Annotated in this window: 16 protein-coding genes; all 16 read right to left on the bottom strand. The window is 65.5% G+C overall.

Going from position 1 to position 15,420, the window contains the following annotated elements; translation table 11 throughout:
• Position 1 precedes the first annotated feature (1 nt).
• Positions 2-586, bottom strand: coding sequence for an NUDIX hydrolase (locus tag H0U68_RS01595; protein ID WP_296352408.1), 585 nt, complete (start codon positions 584-586; stop codon positions 2-4).
• Complete coding sequence (locus tag H0U68_RS01590) at positions 583-894, bottom strand: DUF2818 family protein (protein WP_296352407.1); 312 nt, start codon at positions 892-894, stop codon at positions 583-585. Before H0U68_RS01590 ends, H0U68_RS01595 begins: the two co-directional genes overlap by 4 nt.
• Positions 895-916: 22 nt before the next feature.
• The gene (nuoN, locus tag H0U68_RS01585) at positions 917-2,410 is read right to left on the bottom strand and encodes an NADH-quinone oxidoreductase subunit NuoN (RefSeq protein ID WP_296352406.1); all 1,494 of its coding nucleotides are present in this window, start codon (positions 2,408-2,410) and stop codon (positions 917-919) included.
• Positions 2,411-2,428: 18 nt separating this feature from the next.
• Positions 2,429-3,901 carry an NADH-quinone oxidoreductase subunit M gene (locus H0U68_RS01580; RefSeq protein WP_296352405.1) on the bottom strand — a complete coding sequence of 491 codons (1,473 nt, stop codon included), beginning with the start codon at positions 3,899-3,901 and terminating at the stop codon, positions 2,429-2,431.
• Positions 3,902-3,919: 18 nt separating this feature from the next.
• Complete coding sequence (gene nuoL / locus H0U68_RS01575; protein ID WP_296352404.1) at positions 3,920-5,941, bottom strand: NADH-quinone oxidoreductase subunit L; 2,022 nt, start codon at positions 5,939-5,941, stop codon at positions 3,920-3,922.
• A 39-nt stretch (positions 5,942-5,980) separates the two neighbouring features.
• Positions 5,981-6,289 carry an NADH-quinone oxidoreductase subunit NuoK gene (nuoK, locus tag H0U68_RS01570; protein WP_296352403.1) on the bottom strand — a complete coding sequence of 103 codons (309 nt, stop codon included), beginning with the start codon at positions 6,287-6,289 and terminating at the stop codon, positions 5,981-5,983.
• Positions 6,286-7,029 carry an NADH-quinone oxidoreductase subunit J gene (locus H0U68_RS01565; RefSeq protein ID WP_296352402.1) on the bottom strand — a complete coding sequence of 248 codons (744 nt, stop codon included), beginning with the start codon at positions 7,027-7,029 and terminating at the stop codon, positions 6,286-6,288. The genes nuoK and H0U68_RS01565 overlap by 4 nt, the downstream gene beginning before the upstream one ends.
• 7 nt (positions 7,030-7,036) lie before the next feature.
• Positions 7,037-7,558: an NADH-quinone oxidoreductase subunit NuoI gene (nuoI, locus tag H0U68_RS01560; RefSeq protein WP_296352401.1), complete on the bottom strand. Its 522-nt coding sequence runs from the start codon at positions 7,556-7,558 to the stop codon at positions 7,037-7,039.
• A 19-nt stretch (positions 7,559-7,577) separates the two neighbouring features.
• The gene (gene nuoH, locus H0U68_RS01555; protein ID WP_296352400.1) at positions 7,578-8,654 is read right to left on the bottom strand and encodes an NADH-quinone oxidoreductase subunit NuoH; all 1,077 of its coding nucleotides are present in this window, start codon (positions 8,652-8,654) and stop codon (positions 7,578-7,580) included.
• The gene (nuoG, locus tag H0U68_RS01550) at positions 8,651-10,867 is read right to left on the bottom strand and encodes an NADH-quinone oxidoreductase subunit NuoG (RefSeq protein WP_296352399.1); all 2,217 of its coding nucleotides are present in this window, start codon (positions 10,865-10,867) and stop codon (positions 8,651-8,653) included. The genes nuoH and nuoG overlap by 4 nt, the downstream gene beginning before the upstream one ends.
• A gap of 4 nt (positions 10,868-10,871) precedes the next feature.
• Positions 10,872-12,248 (bottom strand): NADH-quinone oxidoreductase subunit NuoF, encoded by a 1,377-nt coding sequence (gene nuoF, locus H0U68_RS01545; protein WP_296352398.1) that lies wholly within the window; start codon positions 12,246-12,248, stop codon positions 10,872-10,874.
• Positions 12,245-12,730 carry an NADH-quinone oxidoreductase subunit NuoE gene (gene nuoE / locus H0U68_RS01540; RefSeq protein ID WP_296352397.1) on the bottom strand — a complete coding sequence of 162 codons (486 nt, stop codon included), beginning with the start codon at positions 12,728-12,730 and terminating at the stop codon, positions 12,245-12,247. The genes nuoF and nuoE overlap by 4 nt, the downstream gene beginning before the upstream one ends.
• Positions 12,727-13,980 carry an NADH-quinone oxidoreductase subunit D gene (locus tag H0U68_RS01535; RefSeq protein ID WP_296352396.1) on the bottom strand — a complete coding sequence of 418 codons (1,254 nt, stop codon included), beginning with the start codon at positions 13,978-13,980 and terminating at the stop codon, positions 12,727-12,729. The genes nuoE and H0U68_RS01535 overlap by 4 nt, the downstream gene beginning before the upstream one ends.
• Positions 13,981-13,987: 7 nt before the next feature.
• Entirely contained in the window at positions 13,988-14,596 is a 609-nt protein-coding gene (locus tag H0U68_RS01530; RefSeq protein ID WP_296352421.1) for an NADH-quinone oxidoreductase subunit C, read from the bottom strand.
• An 8-nt stretch (positions 14,597-14,604) separates the two neighbouring features.
• Positions 14,605-15,084 carry an NADH-quinone oxidoreductase subunit B gene (locus H0U68_RS01525; RefSeq protein WP_296352395.1) on the bottom strand — a complete coding sequence of 160 codons (480 nt, stop codon included), beginning with the start codon at positions 15,082-15,084 and terminating at the stop codon, positions 14,605-14,607.
• 3 nt (positions 15,085-15,087) lie between these two features.
• On the bottom strand, positions 15,088-15,420 hold a 333-nt coding region (locus tag H0U68_RS01520; RefSeq protein ID WP_296352394.1), incomplete at its 5' end, for an NADH-quinone oxidoreductase subunit A.

The raw sequence follows: 15,420 nt of genomic DNA, 5'->3' as shown, positions 1-15,420 counted from the left end.
ATTATGAGCGCCAGTCCAGTTTCCAAGCTCCCGACAGGGTGTTTTGCACCCACGCCACGGTGGCCAGGGTCTTGGCGTCGGTCACGCGGCCGTCGCGGCACCAGGCCAGGAACGCATCGGGCGTGGCGGTGATGACCTCCACGAACTCGCCCTCGTCCAGCTGCGGCCGCGTCAGCACCAGGCCGCGCGCGAACCAGATGTGGATGCTCTCGTCGCAATAGCCCACCGCCAGGTGCATCACGCCGGCGCGCGCCCATTCACGTGCCGTGTAGCCGGTTTCTTCCAGCAGCTCGCGCTTGCCGCACACCAGCGGGTCCTCGCCCACGTCGAGCTTGCCGGCCGGGAATTCCACCATCACCTGCCGCACCGGGTAACGGTACTGCCGCTCCATCACCATCCGCCCGTCGTCCAGCAGCGGAACCACCACCACCGCGCCGGGGTGCTGGATGTATTCGCGCTGCGCCGTGTTGCCGTCGGGCAGGCGCACCGTATCGCGCATCACGCGCAAAAAGCTGCCCTGGAACACCTGCCGGCTGTCGACGGTGTGTTCGACCAGGTGCGCATCGTCGTCGCGCGGGGTCGTCATGCGTTGTTGCTCCCGTGCTTCCACAGGTAGCGCCACACGAAGCCGGGAAACGCGCAGGTGATGAACAGTGCGCCGGTGACGGCGTAGAACTCCCAGCCCTGCGGCGCGATCTGGCCGGCGCGCTTTTCCAGCAGCAGGCCCACCGCGCCGACCACCAGGTAGCACAGCACCAGTTCGGCCAGCCGCACGCCCAGCGATTTCGGCACCGCGAGCGGCACCACGCCCATCAGGCGCTGCGTGAGGAACGGCAGGTTGGCCGCGGCCAGTGCCGCCAGCAGCACCAGCCAGACGGAGAGGGCTTGGCCCATGTCGCGCCTTGCGGGCCGCGCGCTAGGGCGCGCCGCCCAGGGTGCGCACGATGGCGCTGGCGCACAGCGTCATCAGGCCGCCCGGGAAGATGCCCAGCAGCAGGATCAAGGCGCCGTTGAGCGTCAGCACCACGCGCACGTCGCGCGAGGCGGACACGGTGGTGACGGTGATCGGCGCGTCGAAGTACATGACCTTCACCACGCGCAGGTAGTAGAAGGCGGCCACCAGCGACAGCATCACCGCGACGATGGCCAGCACCAGGTGCCCGCCGGTGCCCGCCGACACCAGCGCCTGCAGCACGGCCAGCTTGGCGTAGAAGCCCACCAGCGGCGGTATGCCGGCCAGCGAGAACAGGCACACCGCCATGACACCGGCGTACAGCGGGCTGCGCTGGTTCAAGCCGGCCAAGTCGGCGATTTCCTCGCTCTCGAAGCCTTCGCGCGCCAGCAGCAGGATGATGCCGAAACTGGCCAGCGTGGTCAGCACGTAGGTGACGATGTAGAACATGGCCGCGCTGTACGCGTACTGGGCGTTCTGCGTGGTGCCGTTGACAACGCCCACGCCCAGGCCCAGCAGCACGAAGCCCATCTGGCCGATGGTGGAATACGCCAGCATGCGCTTCAGGTTGGTCTGCGCGATGGCGGCCAGGTTGCCGATGACCAGCGACCCCACGGCCAGGATCAGCAGCATCTGCTGCCAGTCGATCGCCAGCGGGATCAGGCCGTCCACCAGCAGGCGGATGCAGATGGCGAAGGCGGCCAGTTCCGGCGCGCTGCCGATCATCAGCGTAACGGCCGTCGGCGCGCCCTGGTAGACGTCGGGAATCCACATGTGGAAGGGCGCCGCGCCCAGCTTGAAGCCCAGGCCGGCGACGATGAACACCAGGCCGAACACCAGCACCTGGTGGTTCACCTGGCGCGAGCTGACCATCTTGAACACGGTGCCCACGTCCAGCGAACCGGTGGCGCCATACATCATCGACATGCCGTACAGCAGGAAGCCGCTGGCCAGCGCGCCCAGCACGAAGTACTTCATCGCCGCCTCGGTGGCGGTGGCGTGGTCGCGGCGCAGCGCCACCAGCGCGTAGCTGGCCAGCGTCATGAGCTCCAGGCCCAGGTACAGCACCAGGAAGTTGCTGCCCGAGATCATCACGAACATGCCCAGCAGCGCGAACATGGCCAGCGTGAAGAACTCGCCGCCGCGCAGCATGTCGCGGTCGGCCACGTAGGGCCGGCCGTAAACCAGGCAGACCATCATGGCGATGGAGGAGAAGCATTTCAGCCAGTTGCCCATGGGGTCGGCGACCACCATGCGGTTGAAGGCGTAGAGCGTCTCGCCGCGCACCGCGGCCTCGCCGCAGATCCAGGCCACCACGGCCAGGGTGGCCATGGTGAGCCAGTAGGTGCCGTTGCGCAGCCGCGTCTTCACGCCCAGGTCCACCAGGGCGATCACGCAGGCCATCACCAGCAGCACGATTTCCGGCGCGGTGACGAGGAAGCTGAGTTTGTCGATCATGTTGATTTCTTCCTCAGCTCACAACTTCGAAACAGCCACTTGCTTGAGGAAATTGGCCACCGAGGCGTTCATCACGTCGGTGAAGGGCTTGGGATAGATGCCCATGAACAGCACCGCCACGGCCAGCAGGCCGAGCATCAAGAACTCGCGGGCGTTGATGTCGGTGAGCCCGCGCACGTCATCGTTGGCGATCGGGCCCAGGTACACGCGCTTGACCATCCACAGCGTGTAGGCCGCGCCGAAGATCAGCGCCGTGGCGGCCAGCAGGCCCAGCCAGAAGTTGGCCTTGACCGCACCCAGGATCACCATCCACTCGCCCACAAAGCCGGCGGTGGCCGGCAGGCCGCAGTTGGCCATGGCGAACAGGATGGCGAAGGCCGAGAAGGTCGGCATGGTGTTGGCCACGCCGCCGTACGAGGCGATCTGGCGCGAGTGCACGCGGTCGTATAGCACGCCGATGCACAGGAACATGGCGCCCGAGACGAAGCCGTGCGCGATCATCTGCACGATGCCGCCGGCCACGCCCAGGTCGTTGAAGATGAAGAAGCCGAGCGTGACGAAGCCCATGTGCGCGACCGACGAATACGCCACCAGCTTCTTCATGTCCTGCTGCACCATGGCGACCAGGCCCACGTAGATCACGGCGATGAGCGACAGCGCGATCATCAGCCAGGCCCATTCGCGCGCGGCGTCCGGCGCGATCGGCATGGAAAAGCGCAGGAAGCCGTAGGCGCCCAGCTTCAGCATGATGGCCGCCAGCACGGCGGAGCCGCCGGTGGGCGCCTCCACGTGCACGTCGGGCAGCCAGGTGTGCACCGGCCACATCGGCACCTTCACGGCGAAGGCGGCGAAGAAGCCGAAGAACAGCAGCGTCTGCGTCAGCTGCGGCAGCGGCAGCCGGTGCCAGGTGGCGATATCGAAGCTGCCGCCCGACTTGGCGTACAGGTAGATCAGCGCGATCAGCATCAAGAGCGAGCCGAGCAGCGTGTACAGGAAGAACTTGAACGCCGCGTAGATCTTGTTCGGCCCACCCCAGATGCCGATGATCAGGTACATCGGGATCAGCGTGGCCTCGAAGAACACGTAGAACAGCACCGCGTCCTGCGCGCAGAACACGCCGATCATCAGGCCCGACAGGATCAGGAACGCGCCCATGTACTGGTTCACGCGCTCGGTGATCGCCTCCCAGGCGGAGATCACCACCACGACGGTGATGAAGGCCGTCAGCAGCACGAACCAGAACGAGATGCCGTCGATGCCGAGGTGGTAGTTGATGTGGAAGCGCTCGATCCACGGGCCCTTCTCCACGAACTGCATCGCCGCGGTGGTACGGTCGAAGCGGCCGTACAGCGGCAGCGTGACAAGCAAGCCGACGATGGAGCCGACAAGCGCGATCCAGCGCACCGCGCGCGCCTGTTCGTCGCGCCCCAGCGCCAGCAGCACGACGCCGAAGGCGATCGGCGTCCAGATGGCCAAACTCAAGAGTCCCATTTGTTGTTCTTCTCCGCGTTACTTGAGCCAGTCGCGGACCATCGGCCAGCTGACAAAGTACGACATCAGCACGATCACGCCCATCAGCATGGCGAAGGCGTAGTGGTAGATGTAGCCGGACTGCACCCGGCGCGCCATGCGCGAGAACAGGCCGACCAGCTTCCAGCTGCCGTTGACCAGCGCCCCGTCGATCAATGCCTGGTCGCCGCCCTTCCACAGCCCGATGCCCAGGCCGCGCGCCCCGCGCGCGAGGACGTTCTCGTTGAACCAGTCCATGTAGTACTTGTTTTCCAGCAGCGTGTACAGCGGCTGCGCGGCCCGCTTGATCGCCGCCGGCACCGCGGGGTTCACCAGGTACATGTACCAGGCCGTCACCACACCGGCCAGCGCCAGCCAGAACGGCAGGCTGATGAAGCCGTGCAGACCCATGGCGAAGGCGCCGTGGAATTCCTTGGCCATTTCGGCCATGGCGTGGTGGTGCTCGCCGTTGACGAAGATCGCGTCCTTGAAGAACCCGCCGTACAGCAGCGGCTGGATCGCCATGTAGCCGATCACCACCGAGGGAATGGCCAGCAGCACCAGCGGCGCGACCACCACCCAGGGCGATTCGTGCGGCGTGTGATGGTCGTCGTGGCCGTGCGCGTCCGGGTTCTGGTCGTAGCGCTCCTTGCCGTGGAACACCAGGAAGTACATGCGGAACGAATAGAACGCCGTGACGAACACGCCGGCCACCACCGCGAAGTAGGCGAAGCCGGCGCCCGGCAGGTGGCTTTCGGCCACCGCTTCGATGATGCTGTCCTTGGAATAGAAGCCGGCGAAGAACGGCGTGCCGATCAGCGCCAGCGAACCGAGCAGCGAGGTGATCCAGGTCAGCGGCATGTACTTGCGCACGTTGCCCATCCAGCGGATGTCCTGGTTGTGGTGCATGCCGATGATGACCGAGCCGGCCGCCAGGAACAGCAGCGCCTTGAAGAAGGCATGCGTCATCAGGTGGAACACCGCCACCGAATAGGCCGATGCGCCCAGTGCCACCGTCATGTAGCCCAGCTGCGACAAGGTGGAATACGCCACCACGCGCTTGATGTCGTTCTGGATGATGCCCAGGAACCCCATGAACAGCGCCGTGATCGCGCCGATCACCATGACGAAGTTCAGCGCCGTGTCCGACAGCTCGAACAGCGGCGACATGCGCGCCACCATGAAGATGCCGGCCGTCACCATGGTGGCGGCGTGGATCAGCGCGGAGATCGGCGTCGGGCCTTCCATGGAGTCGGGCAGCCACACATGCAGCGGGAACTGCGCGCTCTTGCCCATGGCGCCGATGAACAGGCAAATGCAGGTGACGGTGATCAGCGACCAGTCGGTTCCCAGGCCGAACGGCAGCCGGCCCAGTTCGCCGGCCTTGGCGAAGGTCTCGGCGTAGTTCAGCGTGCCGGCATAGGCCACGATGAGGCCGATGCCGAGAATGAAGCCGAAGTCGCCCACGCGGTTGACAAGGAAGGCCTTCATGTTGGCGAACACCGCCGTCGGCTTGGTGAACCAGAAGCCGATCAGCAGGTACGACACCAGGCCCACCGCCTCCCAGCCGAAGAACAGCTGCAGGAAGTTGTTGGCCATCACCAGCATCAGCATGGAGAAGGTGAACAGCGAGATGTAGGCGAAGAAGCGGTTGTAGCCCGGGTCCTCCTCCATGTAGCCGATGGTGTAGATGTGCACCATGAGGGACACGAAGGTCACCACGCACATCATCATGGCGGTGAGGCCGTCGACCAGGAAGCCGATCTCCATCTTCAGGCCGCCCACCACCATCCATTCGTAGATGGTCTGGTTGAAGCGCGCGCCGTCCACCGCCACCGACCACAGCGTCATGGCCGACAGCACGAAGGAGATCAGCACGCCCAGGATGGTCAGCGTGTGCGCCGCGCCCCGGCCGATCTTGTTGCCGCCGAAGGTGGTGCCCAAAATGCCGGCCAGCAAGGCGCCCGCAAGGGGCGCCAGCGGCACCGCCAGCAGGGTCGATGCGTTGAGGGTTTGGCTCATGTTTCTTGTTCGGGCTTCTTGTTCGGGCTGTCGCGGCGCTCAGCCCTTGAGCTCGTTGAGTTCGTCGACGTTGATGTTGTTCTTGTTGCGAAACAGCAGCACCAGGATCGCCAGCCCGATGGCCGATTCGGCCGCCGCCACCGTGAGGATGAAGAACACGAACACCTGGCCATGCATGTCGCCCAGGTAGTAGGAGAACGCCACGAAGTTGGTGTTGACCGCCAGCAGCATCAGCTCGATGGCCATCAGCAGCACGATCAGGTTGCGGCGGTTCAGGAAGATGCCGATCACCGACAGCGCGAACAGGATCGCGCCCAGGGTCAGGAAGTGGCCGAGGGTGAGGGTCATGCCTTGCTCCCTCCGGGCAGGGCCGGTCCGGGCTGCGCCAGAACCCGTTCGGGCTGAGCTTGTCGAAGTCCTTCGACAGGCTCAGGGCGAACGGCGGTCCCAGGCTCAGCCCGAACGGTGGGCTGCATCTTGACGATGCGCAGCCGGTCGGCGGCGCGCACGCGCACCTGGATCGACGGATCGATGTGCCGGCTGTCCTTGCGCTGGCGCAGCGTGAGCGCGATGGCCGCGACGATGGCCACCAGCAGCAGCACCGCGGCGATTTCCAGCGGGTACAGATACTGCGAGTACAACAGCTTGCCCAGCTCCTTGGTGTTGGAGACCTGCGCCACCGCCTGCCCTGCCTGGGCGGCGACCTGCGCGGCGGCCGGGCCGACGCGCGGCTCGTCGACCGGGCGGAAGCCGCCCATCAGCACCGCCGCCATCTCCAGCGCGATCAGCACGCCGATGCTGGCGGCCAGCGGGAAGTGCTTCCAGAAGCCCTGCCGCAGGCTGTCGATGTTGATGTCCAGCATCATCACCACGAACAGGAACAGCACCATCACCGCGCCGACGTAGACCAGCACCAGCGAGATGGCGAGGAACTCGGCTTTCAGCAGCAGCCACACGGCGGCGGCCTGGAAGAACGTCAGCACCAGGAACAGCGCCGCGTACACCGGGTTGCGCGCCGTGATGACGCGGAACGCGGCGAACAGCAGCACCGCGGAGAACAGGTAGAAAAGGCCGGCTCGGATGTCCATGGGGCGTCTATCGGTATTTGGCGTCTGCGGCCCTGTTTGCCGCGATCTCGGGCTCGTAGCGGTCGCCCACGGCCAGCAGCATGTCCTTGGTGAAGTACAGGTCGCCCCGCTTTTCGCCGTGGTACTCGAGGATGTTGGTTTCCACGATGGAATCGACCGGGCAGCTCTCTTCGCAGAAGCCGCAGAAGATGCATTTGGTCAGGTCGATGTCGTAGCGCGTGGTGCGCCGCGTGCCGTCGTCGCGCTGCTCGCTCTCGATGGTGATGGCCAGCGCGGGGCACACCGCCTCGCACAGCTTGCAGGCGATGCAGCGCTCCTCGCCGTTCTCGTAGCGGCGCAGCGCGTGCAGGCCGCGAAAGCGCGGGCTGAGCGGCGTCTTCTCTTCGGGAAACTGCACCGTGATCTTGCGGGCGAAGAAGTACTTGCCCGTGATGCGCAGGCCCTTGAACAGCTCCAGCAGCATGAAGGACGACAGGAAGTCCTTCAGCGAAAAGCCGGGCTGGTGCGATGCCAATGCGGAGGAAGCCATGGGTGTCTTTCTCTTGCGGTTACTTCCAGATGCTGAACGGCGTCTGCATCCACGCGGCCACGACGACCAGCCACACCAGGGTGACGGGGATGAAGATCTTCCAGCCCAGGCGCATGATCTGGTCGTAGCGGTAGCGGGGGAAGGTGGAGCGGATCCACAGGAACATGGTCACCATGACGAAGGTCTTCGCGCCCAGCCAGATCCACCCCGGGATGAAGCCGAGGAAGTCGAACGGAGGCAGCCAGCCGCCCAGGAACATGATGACGGCCAGGATCGAAACCAGCCACATGTTGGCGTACTCGGCCAGGAAGAACATGGCAAAGCTCATGCCCGAGTACTCGATCATGTGGCCCGCGACGATCTCCGACTCGCCTTCGACGACGTCGAACGGATGGCGGTTGGTTTCGGCCAGTCCGGAGACGAAGTAGACGACGAAGATCGGCAGCAGCGGCAGCCAGTTCCAGGACAGCAGGCTCACGCCCGTCTGCGCGAAGTAGCCGCGGCCCTGCTGCAGGACGATGTCGGTCATGTTCAGGCTGCCGCTCACCATCAACACCACCACCAGGCAAAAGCCCATGGCGATCTCGTAGCTCACCATCTGGGCCGAGGCGCGCAGCGCGCCCAGGAAAGCGTACTTGGAGTTCGACGCCCAGCCGGCGATGATGACGCCGTACACCTCCAGCGAGGTGATGGCCATCAGGAACAGCAGGCCGGCGTTGATGTTGGCGAGTGCCGTCTCGGGTCCGAACGGGATCACCACCCAGGCGGCCAGCGCCGGCATGATGGTCATGATCGGCCCCAGCAGGAACAGGCCTTTGTTGGCGACCGTCGGAATGATGATTTCCTTGGTCAGCAGCTTGAGCGCGTCGGCGATCGGCGTGAGCAGGCCGAACGGGCCCACGCGGTTGGGGCCCGGGCGGATCTGCGTGAAGCCGATGGCCTTGCGTTCCCACAGCGTGAGGTAGGCCACCGCGCCCATCAGCGGCAGCACCACCGCCACGATCTTGATCAGCGTCCAGAGGACCGGCCAGCCGGCGCCGGTCCACCAGGGCGCGCCGATCAGGCCGTTGCCGAAACCGTAGATGGAATCGATCACGCCGGCACTCCTTCCGGTGCTTGCACGGGCTGCGGCCGCGGCTGCGCGGCCGCGCGGCCGTCTGCCGTGAGCTGCAGCGAAGGCGCGCGGCGCACCACGCCGTCGAGCTGGTAGATCGCGGCCGTGACCGGCTTGCCGGCCGGGCCGGACAGGTTGGCCTGCGCCTGCGTGGCGTTGTTCAGCAGGCCGCCCTGCACGAAGGGCTGCTGCGCGTCGGCGCCGCGCACGGCGGCCAGCACGTCTTGCGCGGACTCGTACTCGAAGCCCTGCACGCCCAGCATGTTGGCGATGACGCGCAGCACCTTCCAGGCCGGCCGCGCTTCGCCGATCGGCTTGACCACGGCGTGGAAGCTCTGCACGCGGCCTTCGGCGTTGACGAAGGTGCCGGGCGTTTCGGTCCACGGCGCGATCGGCAGCAGCACGTCGGCGAATTCCATGTTGGCCTTGAACGGCGTCAGGCTCACGACCATGTCGGCCAGGCCCAGCGCTACGGCTGCGCGGTGGCCGTCGGCCGAGTCGAACTCGGGCTCGTTGTTCAGCAGCAGCACTGCCTTCAGCCGGCCGTCCAGCATCTGCGCGGCGTTCAGGCCGCCGGCGCCCGGCAGCGCGCCCGCGAGCTGCGCGCCCACGGTGTTGGCCGCTTCGGTGAGGTAACCGACGCTGGCGCCGGTCTGCGCGCCGATCCAGTTGGCCAGCGCCAGGAGGGTGGACGCGTTGGGGTGGTGCGCGGCGGCGTTGCCCAGGAGGATGGCCTTCTGTTCGCCCGACAGCAGCGACTTCGCGATGGCATCCCACTGGTCACGATCCCGTTCAGGCTGAGCCTGTCCTTCGACAAGCTCAGGATGATCGGGTATTGCAAGCTCAGGGCGAACGGAAGACGGCGGCTCGACGCCCTTCTCCCTGCCGATGGACAGGGCGATGCCGGCCAGCGCCTGCGCCCACTGCGCCGCCGGCACGATGCTCCTGCCCGCGATCGACATCGCCCAGTCATGGTCGGTGTCGTTCACCACCGACACCTGCGCGCCCTTGCGCACCGCGGCGCGCACGCGCAGCGAGAACAGCGGATGGTCCTTGCGCAGGTTGGAGCCGACCACCAGCACGCGCTGCAGGTTGCTCAATGAGGCGATGGTGGTGCCGAGCCAGCGGACACCCTCGCCCTGCGTGAATTCGGCGTTGCGCAAACGGTAGTCGATGTTCTCGCTGCCCAGGCCGCGCACCAGCTTGCCGGCAAGGAACAGTTCCTCCACCGTGCTGTGCGGACTGACCAGCGCGCCGATGCCCTGCGCGCCGTGGTCGGCCTTGATCTGCTTGATGCCGTTGGCCACGTATTCCAGCGCGGTCTGCCAGTCCACCGTCTTCCACGCGCCGCCCTGCTTGAGCATGGGTGCCAGCAGGCGCTCGTCGCTGTTGACGGCTTCATAGGAGAAGCGGTCGCGGTCGGCCAGCCAGCATTCGTTGACGTCGTCGTTCTCCAGCGGCAGGACGCGCATCACACGGTTGTTCTTGACCTGCACGATCAGGTTGGCGCCGGTGGAATCATGCGGGCTGACCGACTTGCGGCGCGACAGCTCCCAGGGCCGCGCGCTGTAGCGGAACGGCTTGCTGGTGAGCGCGCCGACCGGGCACAGGTCGATCATGTTGCCGGAGACTTCGGAGTCCACCGTGTCGCCCAGCACCGTGGTGATCTCGGAGTGCTCGCCGCGGTGGATCATGCCCAGCTCCATCACGCCGGCCACTTCCTGGCCGAAGCGCACGCAGCGGGTGCAATGGATACAGCGGCTCATCTCCTCCATGGAGATGAGCGGGCCCACGTCCTTGTGCAGCACCACGCGCTTTTCTTCCTCGTAGCGCGAGCCGGAGCCGCCGTAGCCCACCGCCAGGTCCTGCAGCTGGCATTCGCCGCCCTGGTCGCAGATCGGGCAGTCCAGCGGATGGTTGATCAGCAGGAACTCCATCACCGACTGCTGGGCCTTCAGGGCCTTGTCGCTCTTGGTGCGCACGATCATGCCGTTGGTGACCGGCGTGGCGCAGGCCGGCATCGGCTTGGGCGCCTTCTCCACGTCCACCAGGCACATGCGGCAGTTGGCGGCGATGGAGAGCTTCTTGTGGTAGCAGAAGTGCGGGATGTAGGTGCCGGCCTTGTCCGCGGCATGCATGATCATGCTGCCCTCGGTCACCGACACCTGCTGTCCGTCGAGATTGATTTCAATCATGTGGCTACGCGCTGCGCGCGTCCGTTCTCACCCTCTCCCCCTGGGAGAGGGCTGCACCCGCCTCGGCGGCGGCGATCTTCGCTTCGAATTCGTGGCGGAAGTGCTTGATCATGGCGCGCACCGGCATCGCCGCCGCGTCGCCCAGCGCGCAGATGGTGCGGCCCTGGATGTTGTCGGCCACCGAGTTCAGCAGCGCGATGTCGCTGGTCTTGCCGTGGCCGTTATGGATGCGGTCCACCACGCGCCACAGCCAGCCCGTGCCTTCGCGGCAGGGCGTGCACTGGCCGCAGGACTCGTGCATGTAGAAGTACGACAGGCGCAGCAGCGACTCCACCATGTCGCGCGTCTCGTCCATCACGATGACGGCGCCCGAGCCCAGCATGGAGCCGGCCTTGGCGATGGAGTCGTAGTCCATCGTGCACTCCATCATGGTGGCCGCCGGCAGCACCGGCGCCGACGAGCCGCCCGGGATCACGGCCTTGAGCTGCCTGCCGCCCTTGACGCCGCCGCACAGCTCCAGCAGCTTGGAGAACGGCGTACCCAGCGGAATCTCGTAGTTGCCGGGCAGCTCCACGTCGCCCGACACCGAGAAGATCTTGGTGCCGCCGTTGTTCGGCTTGCCGCACTCCAGGTAGGCCTGGCCGCCGTTGCGGATGATCCAGGGCACCGCCGCGAAGGTCTCGGTGTTGTTGATGGTGGTGGGCTTGCCGTACAGGCCGAAGCTGGCCGGAAACGGCGGCTTGAAGCGCGGCTGGCCCTTCTTGCCTTCCAGCGATTCCAGCAGCGCGGTTTCCTCGCCGCAGATATAGGCGCCGAAGCCATGCGCCCCATGCAGCTGGAAGCTGAAGCTCGAACCCAGGATGTTGTTGCCAAGATACCCGGCCGCGCGCGCCTCGTCCAGCGCTTCCTCGAAGCGTTCGTAGGTCTGGAAGATCTCGCCGTGGATGTAGTTGTAGCCCACGTTGATGCCCATCGCGTAGGCCGCGATGATCATGCCTTCGATGACGATGTGCGGATTGAACTGCAGCAGGTCGCGGTCCTTGAAGGTGCCCGGTTCGCCCTCGTCGGAGTTGCACACCAGGTACTTCTGGCCCGGGAACTGGCGCGGCATGAAGCTCCACTTCAAGCCGGTGGGAAAGCCCGCGCCGCCGCGGCCGCGCAGTGCCGATTCCTTCATGGTGGCGATCACCTGGTCCTGCGTGAGGCCGTCGCCGATGATCTTGCGCAACGCCGCATAGCCCTCGCGCGCCTCGTAGTCCTTCAGGCGCCAGTTGGTGCCGTTCAGGTCCTTGTAGATCTGCGGATTGATGTGGCGGCCATGGAAGCAGGTCTGCACGCCGGTGGCCTGGAACTGCGAAAGCACTTGCTGCGCGTTCATCATTGCGCTCCCTTCAGGCCGTCGATCAGCTGGTCGAGCTTTTCGTTGCTCATGAAGCTGCACATGGTGCGGTCGTTCACCAGCATCACCGGCGAGTCGCCGCAGGCGCCCAGGCATTCGCTTTGCTGCAGCGTGAACAGGCCGTCGGGCGTGGTCTCGTTCATGGCGATGCCCAGCTTGTGCTCCAGGTACTGCAGCGCCTTTTGCCCGTCGCGCAGCTGGCACGGCAGGTTGGTGCAAACGTTCAGCTTGAATTTGCCCAGCTTGCGCTGGTTGTACATGTTGTAGAAGGTCGTGACCTCGTGCACCGCGATCGGCGGCATGCCCAGGTAGTCGGCCAGCACCTTCTCGCTCTCGGTGTCGATGTGGCCCTGTTCCTGCTGCACGATGGCCAGGCAGGCCATCACGGCGGACTGGCGCTGGTCAGAGGGGTACTTGTTCACTTCGCGGTCGAGCCGCGCGCGCATTGCTTCGGTGATGTTCATCGATCGATTTCTCCGAACACGATGTCCATGGTGCCGATGATCGCGACGGCGTCGGCGATCATGTGGCCGCGGCCCATCTCGTCGAGCGCGGCCAGGTGCGGGAAACCCGGCGCGCGGATCTTCAGGCGGTAGGGCTTGTTGGCGCCGTCGCTCACGATGTAGATGCCGAACTCGCCCTTGGGGTGTTCCACCGCCGCATACGACTCGCCTTCCGGAACGCGCATGCCTTCGGAGAACAGCTTGAAGTGGTGGATCAGCTCTTCCATGTTGGCCTTCATGGACTCGCGGCTGGGCGGCGCCACCTTGTGGTTGTCGGTGATCACCGGGCCGGGGTTCACGCGCAGCCAGTCCACGCACTGCTTGATGATGCGGTTGGTCTCGCGCAGTTCCTGCACGCGCACCAGGTACCGGTCGTAGCAGTCGCCGGTGCGGCCGATCGGCACGTCGAAGTCCATGCGGTCGTACACCTCGTACGGCTGCGTCTTGCGCAGGTCCCAGGCGATGCCCGAGCCGCGCAGCATGGGGCCGGTGAAGCCCAGGTTCAGCGCGCGCTCCGGCGTGACCACGCCGATACCCACGGTGCGCTGCTTCCAGATGCGGTTGTCGGTCAGCAGCGTCTCGTATTCGTCCACGTAGTGCGGGAAGCGCTGGGTGAAGCTGTCGATGAAGTCCAGCAGCGATCCGTTGCGGCCTTCGTTCAGTTCGTCCACCGAGCGCTGGTTGCGCACCTTGCTGGCCTTGTACTGCGGCATGGAGTCCGGCAGGTCGCGGTAGACGCCGCCCGGGCGGAAGTAGGCCGCGTGCATGCGCGCGCCGGACACCGCCTCGTACATGTCGAACAGGTCTTCCCGCTCGCGAAAGCAGTAGATCAGCATGTTCATGGCGCCGCAGTCCAGCCCGTGCGCGCCCAGCCACAGCAGGTGGTTCAAGAGGCGCGTGATCTCGGAGAACATCACGCGGATGTACTGCGCGCGGATCGGCACCTCGATGCCCAGCAGCTTCTCGATGGCCAGGCAGTAGGCATGCTCGTTGCACATCATGGACACGTAGTCGAGACGGTCCATGTAGGGCAGCGCCTGGATGTAGGTCTTGGTCTCGGCCAGCTTCTCGGTGGCGCGGTGCAACAGGCCGATGTGCGGGTCGGCGCGCTGGATCACTTCGCCGTCGAGTTCCAGCACCAGGCGCAACACGCCGTGCGCGGCCGGGTGCTGCGGGCCGAAGTTGAGGGTGTAGTTCTTGATTTCAGCCATGGCCTGCCTACTGGATTCCGCCGTACTTTTCTTCGCGGATCACGCGCGGCGTGATCTCGCGCGGCTCGATGGTCACCGGCTGGTAGATCACGCGCTGGCGCTCGGGGTCGTAGCGCATCTCCACGTGGCCCGACACCGGGAAGTCCTTGCGGAACGGGTGGCCGATGAAGCCGTAGTCGGTGAGGATGCGGCGCAGGTCGGAGTGGCCTTCGAACACGATGCCGAACAGGTCGAACGCCTCGCGCTCGAACCAGTTGGCCGAGCTCCACAGGCCGGTGAGCGTGTCCACGACCGGGAATTCATCGTCGGCCGCGAACACGCGCAGGCGCACGCGCTGGTTCAGGCTGATGGACAGGAAGTGCGATGTCACCGCGTAGCGCGGGCCGTCCCACTCGCCGGCGCGGTAGTCGGAATAGTCGACGCCGCAGACGTCCAGCAGCTGTTCGAACTGGCAGCCCGGCGCGTCCTTCAGGATGCGCGCGGCGTCGATGTAGTTCTGCGGCGTGACGATCACCGTCACTTCGCCCAGCTTGAGGTCCACGCGCTTGGCCTTGTCGCCCAGCGCGTCGGCAATGGTCTGGCGCAGCGCCTCGGGATCGACGGCGAACGTGGGAATGGAATTGGTCATGCGCGCGCGATCGTCTGGGTGCGGCGGATCTTCTGCTGCAGCTGGATGATTCCGTACAGCAGCGCCTCGGCGGTGGGCGGGCAGCCCGGCACGTACACGTCGACCGGCACGATGCGGTCGCAGCCGCGCACCACCGAATAGCTGTAGTGGTAGTAGCCGCCGCCGTTGGCGCACGAGCCCATGGAGAGCACCCAGCGCGGCTCGGCCATCTGGTCGTACACCTTGCGCAGCGCCGGCGCCATCTTGTTGCACAGCGTGCCGGCCACGATCATCACGTCGGATTGGCGCGGCGATGGGCGAAACACCACGCCGAAACGGTCGAGGTCATAGCGCGACGCGCCCGCATGCATCATCTCGACTGCGCAGCAGGCAAGGCCGAAGGTCATCGGCCACATCGACCCGGTACGGGTCCAGTTGATCAGTTTGTCAGCCGTGGTGGTGACAAAACCTTCATTCATTACACCTTCAAGAGACATGATTTATTCCCAATCCAGAGCGCCCTTCTTCCAGATGTACCAGAAGCCGACGACGAATTCGACGATAAACACCAGCATCGTGACGAAGCCGCCCCAGCCGAGGTCGCGCATGGCTACACCCCATGGGAAGAAGAACGCTGTTTCCAGGTCAAACAGGATGAATAAAATAGCGACGAGGTAATAACGCACGTCGAACTTCATGCGTGCGTCTTCGAATGCCTCGAAGCCGCATTCGTAAGGAGAGTTCTTTTGCACGTCGGGCCGATGCGGTGCAAGCACGCGGCCCAGCACCTGAGGCGCGATACCTACGCCGATGCCGACGAGGATGAATAATAG

The organism is Ramlibacter sp. (assembly GCF_013697775.1).
Lineage (GTDB): Bacteria > Pseudomonadota > Gammaproteobacteria > Burkholderiales > Burkholderiaceae_C > Ramlibacter.
This window is presented reverse-complemented; position numbering and strand designations above follow the sequence as displayed.

Coding starts and splice junctions, on each gene's coding strand:
- H0U68_RS01595 (WP_296352408.1), bottom strand. CDS start 586: ATGACGACCCCGCGCGACGACGATGCGCACCTGGTCGAACACACCGTC.
- H0U68_RS01590 (WP_296352407.1), bottom strand. CDS start 894: ATGGGCCAAGCCCTCTCCGTCTGGCTGGTGCTGCTGGCGGCACTGGCC.
- nuoN (WP_296352406.1), bottom strand. CDS start 2,410: ATGATCGACAAACTCAGCTTCCTCGTCACCGCGCCGGAAATCGTGCTG.
- H0U68_RS01580 (WP_296352405.1), bottom strand. CDS start 3,901: ATGGGACTCTTGAGTTTGGCCATCTGGACGCCGATCGCCTTCGGCGTC.
- nuoL (WP_296352404.1), bottom strand. CDS start 5,941: ATGAGCCAAACCCTCAACGCATCGACCCTGCTGGCGGTGCCGCTGGCG.
- nuoK (WP_296352403.1), bottom strand. CDS start 6,289: ATGACCCTCACCCTCGGCCACTTCCTGACCCTGGGCGCGATCCTGTTC.
- H0U68_RS01565 (WP_296352402.1), bottom strand. CDS start 7,029: ATGGACATCCGAGCCGGCCTTTTCTACCTGTTCTCCGCGGTGCTGCTG.
- nuoI (WP_296352401.1), bottom strand. CDS start 7,558: ATGGCTTCCTCCGCATTGGCATCGCACCAGCCCGGCTTTTCGCTGAAG.
- nuoG (WP_296352399.1), bottom strand. CDS start 10,867: ATGATTGAAATCAATCTCGACGGACAGCAGGTGTCGGTGACCGAGGGC.
- nuoF (WP_296352398.1), bottom strand. CDS start 12,248: ATGATGAACGCGCAGCAAGTGCTTTCGCAGTTCCAGGCCACCGGCGTG.
- nuoE (WP_296352397.1), bottom strand. CDS start 12,730: ATGAACATCACCGAAGCAATGCGCGCGCGGCTCGACCGCGAAGTGAAC.
- H0U68_RS01535 (WP_296352396.1), bottom strand. CDS start 13,980: ATGGCTGAAATCAAGAACTACACCCTCAACTTCGGCCCGCAGCACCCG.
- H0U68_RS01525 (WP_296352395.1), bottom strand. CDS start 15,084: ATGTCTCTTGAAGGTGTAATGAATGAAGGTTTTGTCACCACCACGGCT.